The organism is Actinopolymorpha rutila (assembly GCF_013407855.1).
Classification (GTDB): Bacteria; Actinomycetota; Actinomycetes; order Propionibacteriales; family Actinopolymorphaceae; genus Actinopolymorpha; species Actinopolymorpha rutila.
In genome coordinates this window covers 2,790,698-2,804,496 of the sequence record NZ_JACBZH010000001.1, presented here as the reverse complement: position 1 = coordinate 2,804,496, position 13,799 = coordinate 2,790,698, and the positions used below count along the sequence as shown (strand labels likewise).

Below are 13,799 nucleotides of genomic sequence, written 5' to 3'. Positions count from 1 at the left end.
AGTACGCGCCATCGCTTTCGGGCCGGTTCGTGGCCCTACGACCGATCCGCCCGCCGCTCGGACGTACCTCGGAACGCGCCCTCAGGACACGTCCTCAGGCGATGCCGAGGTAGGCCTCCTTCACCGCCGGGTCGGCGAGCAGCTCGTTGGCGGCGCTGGAACGGGTGACCGAACCGGTCTCCAGCACGTAGCCCCGGTGTGCCCGGCTGAGCGCCTGCTGGGCGTTCTGTTCGACCAGGAGCACCGTGGTGCCCTGCTGGTTGATCTCGGTGATGATGGCGAAGATCTGCTGGATGAACTGCGGAGCCAGCCCCATCGAGGGCTCGTCCAGCAGCAGCAGCCGCGGCCGCGCCATCAGCGCCCGGCCGATCGCCACCATCTGCTGTTCGCCACCGGACAAGGTGCCGCCCTGCTGGGAGATACGCTCCTTCAGCCGCGGGAACAACTCGAACACGCGCTCGAAGTCGGCGTCGATCCCCTTGCGGTCCTTGCGGGCGTAGCACCCCATGTCGAGGTTCTCCCGCACTGTCATGCCGGGGAAGACTCCGCGTCCCTCCGGCGACTGGCAGATCCCGCGCCGGACCCGCAGGTCGGCCCGCAGCCGGGTGATGTCCTCGCCGTTGAACCTGATGCTGCCCCGGGACAACGGGATCAGCCCGGAGACCGCGCGCATCGTGGTCGTCTTGCCGGCGCCGTTGGCCCCGATCAGGGTGACGATCTCGCCCTCGTCCACGGTGAGGGAGACGTCGCGCAGCGCCTCGATCCGGCCGTAGTGGACGGACATGCCGGCGATCTCAAGCAGCGCCATCGTCGGGCACCCCCAGGTAGGCGGCCACCACGGCCGGGTCGTCGCGAACTTCCGCCGGTGTGCCGTCGGCGATCTTCTTGCCGAACTCGAGTACGACGATCCGGTCGGTCACCCCCATCACCACCCGCATGTCGTGCTCGATGAGCAGGACGGTGTAGCCGTCGTCGCGGATCCGGCGGATCAACGACATCAGGTCGTCCTTCTCGGCCGGGTTGAAGCCGGCGGCTGGCTCGTCCAGGCAGAGGATCTTCGGCTCGGTCGCGAGCGCGCGGGCGATCTCCAGCCGGCGTTGGTAGCCGTAGGGGAGGTTCTTGGCCCGGTCGGCCGCGCGGTCGGCGATGCCGACGAACTCCAGCAGCGCCATCGCCCGCTCGACGCCCTCGCGTTCCTCCCGCCAGTGCCGCGGCAGCCGGCACAGCGCGCCGACCACGCTCGTGCGGTGCCGGGCATCGGCGCCGACCACGACGTTCTCCAGCGCCGTCATCTCGTCGAACAACCGGATGTTCTGGAACGTCCGGGCGATGCCGTGCCTCGTGATCCGGTGCCGCTTGAGCCGGCCCAGCGGCCGGTCCTCCAGCCGTACCTGGCCCGAGGTCGGGCGGTAGACGCCTGTCATCACGTTGAAGCAGGTCGTCTTGCCGGCGCCGTTCGGGCCGATCAGGCCGAGGATCTCGCCACGCCGCAGCTCGAACGACACCGAGTCCAGCGCCGTGAGGCCACCGAACCGCAGGGTGACGTCACGGAGTTCGAGCAGGGTGTCACCGACTCCGACCGCGATCTCCCGGTCGGGTGCGACCGCGTCCGCGACCTGGGCGAAGTGGGCCGCGCGTTCCTCCTCGGTCATCTCGCGGACCTCGGCGGACAGGCCTTCCGCGTCGGGCGGGGCGCCGGCCTGAGCGCCGGCCTGACTCTCGGGCTGGGTCTCGGGCTCGGTGCCGGGCTGGGTGTCGCTCACAGGTCGCCTCCCTTGCCCTGTTCGGTGAGGGCGCTGTCGGCCGACACCGGCTCCGGAGTTCCCACCAGCCGCTGGTAGGCCTGCCGCCCGCGCGCAAGGAGCCGTTGACGGGCGCCGAGCAGGCCCTGCGGACGGAAGATCATCAACACGATCAGGGCGATGCCGAACGCCAGGAAGCGGTACTGCGGCGCGAGCTGGAACCGGTCGGGCAGGTAGGAGATCACCAGCGCACCAAGGAGTACGCCCACCTTGTTGCCGGAACCGCCGAGCACCACCGCGGCGACGAACAGGATGGACGTCACCACGTCGAAGCGCTGGTTGTTGACGAAGCCGACCTGGCCGGCGTACAGCACACCGGACAGCCCGCCGATCGCGGCGCCCATCACGAACGCCCACACCTTGAACCGGAACGTCGGTATGCCCATCAGCTCCGCGACGTCCTCGTCCTCTCGGATCGCCACCCAGGCCCGGCCCACCCGGCTGCGTTCGAGGTTTCCGATCAGCAGCAGGATCACGATGATGAACGTGACGGTGAGCCAGTACCACGGTTTGCCGTCGGTCTGGGTGAACAACGGCGACCCGTCGGCGTGCGTGCCCGGCGGGCGGCCGACGTCCTGGAAGCCCCGGTTGCCCCGCAGTGGGTCGAGGTTGTCCGCGAGCAGCCGCACCATCTCACCGAACCCGAGCGTGACGATCGCCAGATAGTCGCCGCGTAACCGCAGGGTCGGCGTGCCGATCAGCACACCCGAGATCATCGTGACGGCCATCGCCACCGGGACGACCACCAGCCACGAGTAGTGCGGGTTGTGCAGGAAGGAGTCCCGGCTGGTCATGATGGCTGCGACGTACGCGCCGATGGCGAAGAAGCCGACGTAGCCGAGGTCGAGCAGTCCCGCCTGGCCCAGCACGACGTTGAGGCCGAGAGCGATCAGGCCGAGCCGGGCGGCGTTGAACAGCGCGAGCTCGTAGTCGGTCCACGGCTCGGTGGTGAGCGGGAAGACGTTCAGCATCGGGAGGAGGTAGACCAGCACCACCACGGGGATGGTGATCATCCACTGTTCGGCTCGGCTGCGGGAGTTCCACCAGTCGCGCACCCGCTGACCGAACGGCGCCCTGGCTGTGCCCGGGTCTCGTTGCGTACCGACGCCGGCGCTCATACGCGGGCCTTCCCGAGGGACTCACCGAGAATTCCGGTGGGCCGCACCATCAGGATGGCGATGAGGAGAACGAACGCCACGACGTCGCGCCACTCCCCGCCGAACAGCGACTGACCGTAGTTTTCCACCACGCCGAGCAGCAGCCCGCCGAGCAGCGCGCCGCGCAGGTTGCCGATGCCACCGAGCACCGCGGCGGTGAACGCCTTGATGCCGAGCAGGAATCCGCCGTTGTACAGCACGCCCTGCGGGATCTGCATGACGTAGAACAACGACGCCGCGCCCGCCAGGACGCCACCGAGGACGAACGTCAACATGATGACGCGTTCCTTGTTGACGCCCATCAGCGCCGCGGTGTCGGGGTCCTGGGCTACGGCGCGGATGCCGCGGCCGAGGCGGGTGCGCCCGACGAAGACGTCCGCCACGACCAGCAGCAGCAGCGAGGCGACGAACACGATGATCTGGATGTTGGTGATCCGGGTGGTGCCGAACTCGAACACCGCCTCCGGGCTCAGCAGCCGGATCGCTGGCTCGGGGTTGCCGCCCCGCCAGATCAGCAGCGCCTGCTGGATGGCGAACGACGCGCCGATCGCGGTGATCAGGAAGACCAGCCGTGGCGCGTTGCGTTTGCGAAGCGGGCGGTAGGCGACGCGTTCGAGGACCAGGGCGATGACGCCCGAGGCGATCATCGCCACGATCCCTGCCAACAGCAGGTTGACGATGAGCGGGACGAGCCCGGACTCGAGGGTGGGCCCGGGTTCGTAGCCGAGTCCGACGAAGGTGAAGTAGGCGCCGAACGCGCCCACCACGAACACTTCGGAGTGTGCGAAGTTGATGAGGCGGAGTACGCCGTAGACGAGGGTGTAGCCGATCGCCACCAGCGCGTAGATGCTGCCGTACGCCAGGCCGTCGATGGTGTTGGACCAGAACTCGTCCCGAAGGAGCCCGACGTTGAAGTCGATCCAGTGGCTCTCGGTCTGGGCGAGGGTGAGCGCTAGGTGATACGTCAAAAGGGGCGACCTGTCTTCCTTGGGCGCGTCCGGCGGAGGCGCGTTCCCTGGTGACGTGAGCGCGGGGCCGTTCCCGCGAGTGCTCCGGGTACGTCGCCTTGGTTGCCCCCGGAGGAGGCGACGTACCCGGAGCCCGCCTGCGTCAGACGATCAGGGCCGAACGATCAGGAGGTGGCCTTGCTCATGTCCTTCAGCTGGACGATCTTGCCGTCCTTGACCTCGTACATCCAGACCGGGGTCTGGGTGAGCTCACCGTCGCCGTTCCACTTGAACTGCTTGGTGAGGCCCTGGCCCTGGTAGCTCTTGACGTAGTCGAGCATCGCCGGCCGGGTCTTCAGCCCCTTGTCCAGCCCCTTGAGCAGGATGGTGGTGGCGTCGTAACCCTCCGGGGAGTACGTCGACGGCGCACGCTTGGCCAGCGCCTGGAAGTCCTTGCTGAACTTCGTGAAACCGGCCGAGGGCAGGCACGGGCAGCTGAGGTAGACACCCTCCGCCGAACCACCGGCGTTCTTGACGAACTCGTCGTCGCGCACGCCGTCGGGTGCGACCACGGAGCCCTCGAAGCCGTCGTCGCGCAGCTGCTGCACGAACGGCGCGGCCTCGGGGTAGTAGCCGGAGTAGAACACCGCGTCCGGCTTCTGGGAGTCGATCGCGCCGACCACGGCGGAGAACTCCTTCTGGCCGGTCTTGACCTTCTGCTGGCAGGTGGCCTTGGAGCCCAGCGACTGGGTCACCAGGTCGGCGAGTCCGATGCCGTACTCGGAGTCGTCGCGGACGACACAGACCTTCTTGGCCTTGAGCTGGTCGCCGATGAAGGCGGCCACCGCCGGTGCCTGCACGGCGTCGTTGCCCAGAGCGCGGAAGAAGGTCTTCCAGCCGTTCTTGGCGAGGTTGGGGTTGGTCGCCGAGGGCGTGATGGTCACCAGACCGGCGTCGTTGAACGCCTTGCCGACCGCCTTGGACTCACCGGAGAACGCCAGGCCGACGACGCCGAGTATCGACTTGTCGTTGATCGCCTGCGTCACCACACCCGGCGCCTTGTCGGGGCTGCCCTCGGAGTCGAACTGCTTCAGGGTCACCTGGCAGCCGGGGTTGGCGTCGTTGTGCTCCTTCACCGCGAGCTTCACGCCGTTGAGGATGTTCAGGCCGAGCGCGGCGCTGGCCCCGGCGATGGTCCCGATGTAGGCGATGGAGACCTTGCCGCACTTGCCCTTCCCGTCGCCGGCCGGCAGGGCGGCGTTGTCGGGCAGCGGCGGTGCCGGGTCGGCCTTGATCGCCGGTGCGTTGGCCTGGCCGCCCCCACTCTGTTGTTTCTCACCGGTCTTGTCGGTGTTCTGCGCGCATCCGGCGACCCCGAGCGACAGGGCCGCGGTCAACGCCAGCACACGAACGAGTCGTGTTCTGTACACGAAATCCTCCATTGCAAAGCAACGTCAGGTCATGCTTGCGGCAGGCCAGGCCTGGCCCGCAGTGGAGAGAGACTAGCCGGTCGGGCACGGTCGGTGAACGAACCTCGCGAGCCTCTTATCGCTTCGTAACCCAAGACGAGAGCGAAATGGACGAAATTACTGATCAGAGGGGTCCGAAGGCCCGGTTTCGGCACTTTCCGTCGCCGTCCCGTCACCTTCGTCCACGACGAGCTGGGCGACCCGGCGCATCGCGACCCGCTTGTCCATGGCGGTCTTCTGGATCCAGCGGAACGCGTCCGGCTCGGACAGCCCGAACTTCTGCTGCAGGATCGACTTCGCCCGCTCGACGAGCTTGCGGGTCTCCAGCCGGTCGGTGAGGCCGGACACCTCGCGTTCGAGCTGGGCGCGCTCGGTGAACCGCGACACCGCGATCTCGATCGCCGGCACCAGGTCGGCCTTCGTGAACGGCTTCACGAGGTACGCCATGGCGCCGGCCTCGCTCGCGCGGGTGACCAGCTCGCGCTGGCTGAAAGCGGTGAGAATGATGACCGGGCAGATGCTCTCGTTGCCGATCGCCTCGGCGACGCTGATGCCGTCCAGCCTGGGCATCTTCACATCCAGGATCACGAGGTCGGGCCGAAGCTCCCGCACGAGGTTGAGCGCGTGCTCACCGTCGGCGGCCTGCCCTACGACGTCGTAGCCCTCCTCACCCAGCATCTCGGCGAGGTCGAGCCGGATGAGTGCCTCGTCCTCGGCCACGACGACCCGGCGCGGTGCACGCTCGGTGGGGTTGCTCACGGCGCGGTCCTCCTGCGGACGGATGGCTTACAGGGTGGTGTGGGGGGGCCTTGCAGCGCCGACAGCGTACCCCTCGGCGGCTGCCGCCGATCGCCGGACCGGACCGGGTAAGATTCATCCCGCGACCTGCCGGGTTGATGGAATGGTAGACATGATGGCCTCAAAAGCCATTGTCCGAAAGGGCGTGTGGGTTCGAATCCCACACCCGGCACCAGCGGTTTCGTCGGCGGTTCCGTCGATCCCGAGGCCCTTTCTTTCCGCCTCGTTCTCCTGCCTGTTGCCCGGCTGGTCCGTGCCTGGGTTCCACACTCACGTTCGAGTCCGAAACCCAGACCCGGTAGGCCGATGATTCGGCTGCCTCAGCCGAATCAGCCGACTCAGACCCGGTAGGCCGGTGCCGCCTGGGCAACCGCGTCGCCGATGCGGTGCACCCGCAGCGCGTTGGTCGAGCCGGGGAGCCCGGGCGGGCTGCCCGCCACGATCACCACGCTGTCGCCGCGCCGGCAGCGTCCGACCGCCAGCAGCGCGCGGTCGACCTGCTTCACCATCTCATCGGTGTGCGACACGGTGGGCACGAGGAACGTCTCCACGCCCCAGGTGAGGGCCAGTTGCTGCCGGACGATCTCCTCCGGGGTGAACGCCAGCAGCGGCACCCGGGAGCGGTAGCGGGCCAGCCGGCGCGCGGTGTCACCGGACTGGGTGAAGGCCACCAGGAACTTCGCGCCGAGCCGCTCGGCCACCTCGGCGGCCGCCTTGGCGATCACACCGCCCTTGGTGCGCGGCTCCCAGTCGATCCCGGCCATCCGGTCCAGGCCGTGTTCCTCGGTGGTCTCCACGATGCGGGCCATGGTGCGTACGGCCTCGATCGGATAGATGCCGACGCTGGTCTCCCCCGACAGCATCACCGCGTCGGTGCCGTCCAGGACGGCGTTCGCCACGTCGGAGGCCTCCGCGCGGGTCGGCCGGGCGGCGTTGACCATCGACTCGAGCATCTGGGTCGCCACGATCACCGGCTTGGCGTTGGTGCGGGCGAGTTCGACGATGCGCTTCTGGACCAGCGGGACGTCCTCCAGCGGCATCTCCACGCCGAGGTCGCCGCGGGCCACCATGAACGCGTCGAACGCGTCGATGATCTCCTCGAGGTTCTGGACCGCCTGCGGCTTCTCGATCTTGGCGATGACCGGGAGCCGTACGCCCTCCTCGGTCATCACCCGGCGGACGTCCTCGACGTCGCGGGCGGAGCGTACGAACGACAGCGCGATCATGTCGGCGCGGAGGTTCAGCGCCCACCGCAGGTCCTCGTGGTCCTTCTCCGACATGGCCGGAACGGACAGGCCGATACCGGGGAGGTTGAGCCCCTTGTGGTCGGAGACCTTCCCGCCGATCAGGACCCGGGTCACCACGTCGGCGCCCTTGACCTCCTCGACCTCCAGCATGAGCCGGCCGTCGTCGACCAGGATCCGGTCGCCGACGCCGACGTCGCCGGGCAGGCCGTCGTAGGTGGTGGAGGCGCGGGCCGCGTCGCCGGGGCACTCGTCGGTGGTGATCGTGAAGCGGTCACCGTAGACGAGGTTCGCCGAGCCCTCGGCGAACTTCCCGAGGCGGATCTTGGGCCCCTGGAGGTCGACCAGGACCCCGATCCCACGACCGGACTCCTCCGCCGCCTCGCGGATCATGCGATAGATCCGCTCGTGCTCGGCGTAGGTGCCGTGGCTCAGGTTGAGCCGGGCGACGTCGAGGCCGGCGTCGACCAGCTCACGAATCCGCTCCGGCGTGGAGGTAGCAGGACCAAAGGTGCAGACAATCTTTGCGCGACGCACGGTCCCGAGCCTATGCCCGCTTCGTCCGGCGTCACCATCGGGTGCGGCGCAGGGCCCCGTAGACGGCCAGCAGGACCGCCGCCCAGACGGTGGCGTGGAGCGTGGCGGTGAGGAGTCCGCCCAGGTCAGCGGCGGGTTGCAGGCGCGCGGAGGAGATCAGCGGGGGTACGAGCAGCTGGGCCGCGAGGGCGTGGCGGGATCCCAGTACGAGCACCGCGACCGGGGCGCCGACCAGGATCAGCGCGGACCAGCCGATCCGCGCGACCACCACCCGGCTGGCCAGCGCGCCCACCCCGAGCCCGGCCAGTACGGCGAGCAGGTGGATCCACACCCCGAACCCGAGCCAGGGCAGCGCCGGGCCGCGGATCTTCAGCGCGCCGATGGCGTACGGAACGACGACCGCGATGACCACAACCGGCACCGCCGCGGCCAGCGCCGCCAGCAGCCCCGCGGCGACCTCCCGCGGCCCGGAGCCGACAGCGGCCCGGGACAGCAGCCGTTGTCCGTCGGGCTCGGTGTCCAGCACCGTCTTGGCCTGCCACCCGAACACCGCGAACAGCAGCGCGGCGGAGAACGCGTAGGCCTGGTTGGGCACGGACCGCCCGCCCGCATGCGCGCCGAGGACCAGCGCCAGGCCGGCCACCCAGGGGGGCCAGGCCCGCTGGCTGACGACGTACGACACCAGCCGCATCCAGGCCAGCGCGAGCGTACGGCGGAACCCGGTGGGAGCGCCGACCACACCGGCGGCACCGGCGGCACCCTCCCGGCCGGTCATGCCTCACCTCGCACCCGGCGTACGTCGTAGCCGGCGGCGCGCAACCGGGCCACCTCGGCGGCCGGGTCGTGCGCCCGGACGACCACCTCGATCACGTGCCACGACTCCACCGGGTCCACCGACTCGCCCGGGTCAGGTGACAACTCGGCGAGCGGCTGCTCCTGGACCCGGCCGTCGCGTACCGACCACCGTCGGGTCGGGCCGAGGTCTGCCGAACGGCCACGGTGGTCGGTGATCACGCAGATGCCGCCCGCCTCGGTCACCTCGCCGACGAGCGCGGGCAGCTCCGCCTGGCTCGGCGCGTCCAGGCCCTCCCACGGCTCATCCAGAACCAGCAGGCCGGGCCGGGTCAGCAGCGCCTGGACCAGGCCGACCTTGCGGCCGGTGCCCTGGGAGAGTTCGACGAGCGGGACGGGGAGGTACGGCGTCAGCTGCAGGCGTTCGGCCAGCCGGGCGACCACGGCGTCGGCGTCGGCGCGGGCCAGGCCGCGTACCTGCCCCATCGCGCGCAGGTAGCCGGCCGCGGTGAACCGCTGGTCGGTGGGAAACCTGTCGGGCAGCCAGCCCACCACGGCGGGCCGGTCGAGGACCCGGCCCCGGCCGATCGGGGTCAGGCCGGCGAGTGCGCGCAGCAGAGTCGACTTGCCGGCGCCGTTGTGACCGGTCACCACGATCGTGTCGCCGGGTCGCAGCTCGGCCTCGACGCCGCGCAACACCCAGTCGTCCCCCGCTGAGTATCGGGCGTGCACGTCCACCAGTCGCACAACGGGTTTCTACCAGAACGCGCCGTGAAGGAGCGCTGCGAACCGGCGCCGCGAAGCGTGGAGCCGGGACCGGGAAGACGGCCCGACGCTGATCGGGGTATGAATCGGTCATGGAATCCGTGGCAGACCCGGACCAGCGAACCCGGCGGATCGCGTACGCGAAGGAGCTCGCCTCCCGGCTCGCCGACGACAACGTACGCGTCCTGGCTCTGACCTGGATCGACAACTCCGGGATCACGCGGGTGAAGACCGTCCCCGTGGATCGGCTGCCCGACGTCGCCGGCTGGGGCGTCGGAATGTCACCGGTGTTCGACGTTTTCCTGGTGGACGACTCGATCACCGCGGGCCGGCACGCCGGCGGCCCGGTCGGCGACCTTCGCCTGTACCCGGACCTGCACCGGGTGGACGCGCTGTCGGCGCAGCCGGGCTGGGCGTGGGCGCCGGTCGACCGGCTGACCCAGGAGGGCGAGGCGTACCCGATGTGCCAGCGGTCCTTCGCCCAGCGGATGGCGGTGGCCGCCGCCGAGCGCGAGGTCGGATTCCGGTGCGCGTTCGAGATCGAGTGGTACATCGGTGTCATCGGGTCCGAGGGCGACATGGAGCCGGGCGCGCCGGGTCCGGCGTACGGCATGTCGCGACTCCCCTACCTGGCCGACTACGTGCCCGCGCTGCTCGCGGCGCTGGACGCGCAGGGAGTGCCGGTCGACCAGTTCCACCCGGAGTACGCGCCCGGGCAGCTCGAGCTGTCCGTCGCCGCGACCGATCCGGTCGGTGCTGCCGACCGTTACGTGCTGGTCCGGGAGACGATCCGCGCGGTGTCGCGGGCGCACGGGCTGCGCGCGTCGTTCGCCCCCGTGGTCGAGGCCGGTGCGGTCGGCAACGGCGCCCACCTGCACTTCTCGGCCTGGGCGCAGGGGAAGAACCTGTTCGCCGGTGGGTACGGGCCGCACGGGCTCACCGACCGAGGCGAGTCGATCCTCGCCGAGCTCGTCGCCCGGATGCCCGCGCTGTGCGCTCTGACCGCCCCCAGCGTGTCCAGCTACCTGCGGTTGGTTCCGCAGCAGTGGGCCGCGCCCTACCAGTGCTGGGGCAGGGAGAACCGCGAGGCCGCGCTGCGGCTGGTCACCGGAACCCGAGGCAGTGAGCCCCGGGCGGCCAACGCCGAACTCAAGTGCGTCGACGGAAGCGCGAACCCGTACCTCGTCGTCGGCGCCGTTCTCGCGATCGCCCTGGCCGGTGTCGACGCCGGCCGGCCGCTGCCGCCGGAGGTGACCGTCGACCCCGCGACCCTGCCGGAGGAACGCCGGCCGCCCCGGCTGCCGCAGTCGGTGCTCGCCGCGGTGGACCGGCTGGAGGAGGACGAAGTCCTGGGTGAGGCGCTGGGCGCGCCGATGCTGGACACGTTCGCCACCGTCCGGCGGGCCGAGGCCGACCTGTTCGCCGGGGAGGACGAGGAGGAGGTCGTCGCCGCCACCCGGTGGAGGTACTGATGCCTTCCGACTTCCCCCTGGGGAACCTCCCGCTGGGGGACCTCCCGCTGGGGGACCTCCCGCTCGTGGATGCCCACTGCCACCCGGTGTTCGTCGGGTCGCCTGGGTCGGCTGGGTCGGCTGGGTCGGTGGATCGCGGCGAGTTCGAACGCATGCTGGGCGAGGCCGACCGGCCCGCACCGGTTGGTGTGTCGTACGCCGACAGTCTGCTCGGAGCCGCGGTCCGTCGCTGGTGCGCTCCCCCGCTCGGGCTGCCGGCCGGTGCTCCCCTGGACAGGTACCTCGACCGGCGGGCCGACCTCGGGCCTGTGGAGGTGGCTCGGCGCCTGCTCGGCGCGGCCGGTTTGTCGTACCTGCTGGTCGACACCGGGATCGGCGGGGCCGACGGTGCCGACTCGGACTGGTGGTCGGTACAAGGGCTCGCGTCGGCGGCGGACGCCGTTGGCCGGGAGGTTGTCCGGCTGGAGTCGGTCGCCGAGGGGTTGGCGGACTCTGGTGTCGCGGCCGCTGACTTCGCCGATGCGTACGTCGACGCGCTCGCGAAGGCCACCCGGAACGCGGCCGCGGTGAAGTCGATCCTGGGATACCGGCACGGCTTCGACGTGGACCCGCGACGACCGTCGCGGGCAGAGGTGACGGTCGCGGCGCGGGACTGGCTGCGAAGGCGGCAGGAGGCCGGGGCGGCGCAGAGCATCGCAAGCCGCGCTCGGTTAAGCGACGAGGCGTTGCTGCGGTTCGTGCTGTGGAGCGGTGTCGACCGTGGGCTGCCGGTTCAGCTGCACACCGGGTTCGGTGACCGCGACCTGCGCCTGCCGTCCGTCAACCCCGCCTTGCTTCAGCCGATGGTCGAGGCGGTAGAGGCGGTTGGGACGCCGCTGGTTCTGCTGCACTGCTATCCGTACCAGCGGGAGGCGGGCTGGCTGGCCGCGGTCTACCCGCACGTCTACGTCGACGTCGGGCTCACTGTCGGACAGGTGGGTGCTCAGGCGGGCGCAGTACTGGCGGAGTTCTGCGAACTCGCGCCGTTCGGCAAGCTGATGTTCTCCACCGACGCGTACCGTCTGGCCGAGCGCTATCTCGTCGGTGCGGCGCAGTTCCGGCACTCGTTTGGCCGGCTCCTTCGCGACTGGTGGCGGGACGGCGACCTGACCGCGCGCGACGTCGAACGTGTTGCTGTGATGGTCGGCGCCGACAACGCCCGCCGTCTCTACGCCATTGACGGCTGAACGATTCCACGCCGTGTGGTGGCGCGCCCAGGAATCCTTCAGCCGTCAGCGATCAATTACCTTTGAAGTTCCCCCTCGGACCTGTCGGCTCAGCGGCCGAGGACAGGGCCGGACTCGACGACCTCCAAGTCGATCTGGCCAGGCCCCTGAACGGCAGGTTGTGCGATGTCGTACGGACCAAACGATCCAACGCGGAACCGGCCGTGCCAACTGGTGTTCAGCTCCACCGACCGCGGCCCCGCAGTGTCGTAGGTATAGCTGACCTGTGGGTTGGAGTCGGTGTAGCTGCTACCGGGCGTGTCGAAGCTCTTCGTGACGCCGGGCTCGAACGTCCACTCCCACTCACCCTCAGCCGCGACTGTGACGTCGAAGTTGAACACGTGAACGGTCTTCTCCGGCATCTGTTGAGGCTGACCGGACTGGAAGTACGTCGGCAGATTGACAAGCGTGCGAGCGTTCGCAGGTTGCACCGAAAGACGTTGTGGCGGCACCCACACCGCCCAGTTCTTGCGAACCTCCTCCCCCACGTCCGCCGTCGTCACCACGTCAGATGGATCGCCGAGGCAGACAATCCCGCGCAACTGCCAAGATGTACCGGTCCTCCGTAGATACACGTCGTAGAGGTACCTCAGGGTGCCGTCAGGCTTCACTCCACAGCGCAAGATCTCACGACAGACGGTGCGTCCACCCGCCTCACACGACCTCCGTAGGTACCATCTGCAATCCACACAGGAAGAACCTCTGCCGGAGTCCAAGACTTTTCCGTCTTTAGTAAGCAAAGCGGCTTGGCCGGTGAATCTGCCATCGCCGCCATCCGGCGGCGGCCCAGGCATCGGATCCGGAGGGTCATCAGGTGTACACCTGAACCCATCACATCCGTCGCCTGCCCCCGCCCATACTGGACTTCCCAAAACGCCGGTAATCAAAGCGAGCGAGGCGAGAAATGTGATCGCACCTTTCACTATTAATCGAGAAATCCTTGCCCTACAACGAACCATCTGTTCCCTCTCTTCGCGAAGACGATCCAGGTGGGCGAGGGTGGCGTCGGAGGAATTTTCCTCACGAGCTTTCCTGAAGAATCGATCACCTGACCTGGCTCGTGAGCAAGGTCGAACTCCACTCTTGTGTCACTTTTCGAAGCCCTACCCCGAAGCTTGAAGTCAGTTACTTCGTATCCACCCTCGAATACGAAACGCTGATTTTTTGATTTCACCCGTTCGATGAAGTTGGTGTAGCCACTCGCAGCGTTTGAACCAGGTAGCAGGACGTCATCAACCGGACGCGTGTCAAGGGTCTTGTACGCCTCGTTAATGACTGCGTAGAAGTTGATGGTGGCGGCGTGGAGCTGCTCCTCGACCGAACCGGTGGGCGCGGTCGGCGTGGGAGTTGGCGTCGGCGTAGGTGTTGGGGTCTCCGACGGGGTGGGGCTGGTGGACTTGGACGCTGTTGGGGTCGGCGTCTTACCGCCCTCGGATTCGATGTTCTTGCTGCACCCGGACACACCCAAGCCGACGGCAACCGCGCCGGCGAGTGCTCCACGGAGCAGCGCTGATCTGCGAATCTTCATAGTTCGCATACCGTAGCGAACCC

At 68.9% G+C, this 13,799-nt stretch carries 13 protein-coding genes and 1 tRNA gene; 3 read left to right on the top strand and 11 right to left on the bottom strand.

The window, feature by feature from the left end; all coding sequences use genetic code 11:
* Positions 1–94 precede the first annotated feature (94 nt).
* The 6 genes from F4554_RS12540 to F4554_RS12515 all read right to left on the bottom strand — a co-directional run bounded on the left by F4554_RS12540 (position 95) and on the right by F4554_RS12515 (position 6,134).
* Complete coding sequence (locus F4554_RS12540; RefSeq protein WP_179787545.1) at positions 95–808, bottom strand: ABC transporter ATP-binding protein; 714 nt, start codon at positions 806–808, stop codon at positions 95–97.
* Positions 795–1,763 (bottom strand): ABC transporter ATP-binding protein, encoded by a 969-nt coding sequence (locus tag F4554_RS12535; protein WP_337796003.1) that lies wholly within the window; start codon positions 1,761–1,763, stop codon positions 795–797. Before F4554_RS12535 ends, F4554_RS12540 begins: the two co-directional genes overlap by 14 nt.
* Positions 1,760–2,920, bottom strand: a complete 1,161-nt coding sequence (locus tag F4554_RS12530; protein ID WP_179787544.1) for a branched-chain amino acid ABC transporter permease — start codon at positions 2,918–2,920, stop codon at positions 1,760–1,762. The genes F4554_RS12535 and F4554_RS12530 overlap by 4 nt, the downstream gene beginning before the upstream one ends.
* A complete protein-coding gene (locus F4554_RS12525) occupies positions 2,917–3,927 on the bottom strand; it encodes a branched-chain amino acid ABC transporter permease (protein WP_179787543.1) in 1,011 nt (336 codons plus the stop codon). Before F4554_RS12525 ends, F4554_RS12530 begins: the two co-directional genes overlap by 4 nt.
* A gap of 164 nt (positions 3,928–4,091) precedes the next feature.
* Positions 4,092–5,336, bottom strand: coding sequence for a branched-chain amino acid ABC transporter substrate-binding protein (locus F4554_RS12520; protein WP_337796002.1), 1,245 nt, complete (start codon positions 5,334–5,336; stop codon positions 4,092–4,094).
* A gap of 156 nt (positions 5,337–5,492) precedes the next feature.
* The gene (locus tag F4554_RS12515) at positions 5,493–6,134 is read right to left on the bottom strand and encodes an ANTAR domain-containing response regulator (RefSeq protein ID WP_337796001.1); all 642 of its coding nucleotides are present in this window, start codon (positions 6,132–6,134) and stop codon (positions 5,493–5,495) included.
* A gap of 128 nt (positions 6,135–6,262) precedes the next feature.
* Here F4554_RS12515 and F4554_RS12510 point away from each other — a divergent pair.
* A tRNA-Leu gene (locus tag F4554_RS12510) sits at positions 6,263–6,348 on the top strand.
* A 163-nt stretch (positions 6,349–6,511) separates the two neighbouring features.
* Here the strand turns inward: F4554_RS12510 and pyk are convergent.
* The 3 genes from pyk to F4554_RS12495 are packed head-to-tail and all read right to left on the bottom strand — an operon-like array spanning position 6,512 to position 9,493.
* The gene (gene pyk / locus F4554_RS12505) at positions 6,512–7,954 is read right to left on the bottom strand and encodes a pyruvate kinase (protein WP_179787541.1); all 1,443 of its coding nucleotides are present in this window, start codon (positions 7,952–7,954) and stop codon (positions 6,512–6,514) included.
* Between the two features lie 31 nt (positions 7,955–7,985).
* A complete protein-coding gene (locus tag F4554_RS12500) occupies positions 7,986–8,729 on the bottom strand; it encodes a hypothetical protein (protein WP_179787540.1) in 744 nt (247 codons plus the stop codon).
* Positions 8,726–9,493 (bottom strand): ATP-binding cassette domain-containing protein, encoded by a 768-nt coding sequence (locus F4554_RS12495; protein ID WP_179787539.1) that lies wholly within the window; start codon positions 9,491–9,493, stop codon positions 8,726–8,728. The genes F4554_RS12500 and F4554_RS12495 overlap by 4 nt, the downstream gene beginning before the upstream one ends.
* A gap of 110 nt (positions 9,494–9,603) precedes the next feature.
* On the opposite strand from F4554_RS12495, the gene F4554_RS12490 reads away from it, so the two are divergent.
* Together F4554_RS12490 and F4554_RS12485 are read left to right on the top strand one after the other, a co-directional pair.
* The gene (locus F4554_RS12490) at positions 9,604–10,983 is read left to right on the top strand and encodes a type I glutamate--ammonia ligase (protein WP_179787538.1); all 1,380 of its coding nucleotides are present in this window, start codon (positions 9,604–9,606) and stop codon (positions 10,981–10,983) included.
* Positions 10,983–12,209 (top strand): amidohydrolase family protein, encoded by a 1,227-nt coding sequence (locus F4554_RS12485; RefSeq protein WP_179787537.1) that lies wholly within the window; start codon positions 10,983–10,985, stop codon positions 12,207–12,209. The genes F4554_RS12490 and F4554_RS12485 overlap by 1 nt, the downstream gene beginning before the upstream one ends.
* Before the next feature lie 89 nt (positions 12,210–12,298).
* On the opposite strand, the gene F4554_RS12480 is transcribed toward F4554_RS12485, so the two are convergent.
* Positions 12,299–12,859, bottom strand: a complete 561-nt coding sequence (locus F4554_RS12480) for a hypothetical protein (protein WP_179787536.1) — start codon at positions 12,857–12,859, stop codon at positions 12,299–12,301.
* Between the two features lie 314 nt (positions 12,860–13,173).
* The gene (locus F4554_RS12475; protein WP_179787535.1) at positions 13,174–13,776 is read right to left on the bottom strand and encodes a hypothetical protein; all 603 of its coding nucleotides are present in this window, start codon (positions 13,774–13,776) and stop codon (positions 13,174–13,176) included.
* Between the last annotated feature and the right edge of the window lie 23 nt (positions 13,777–13,799).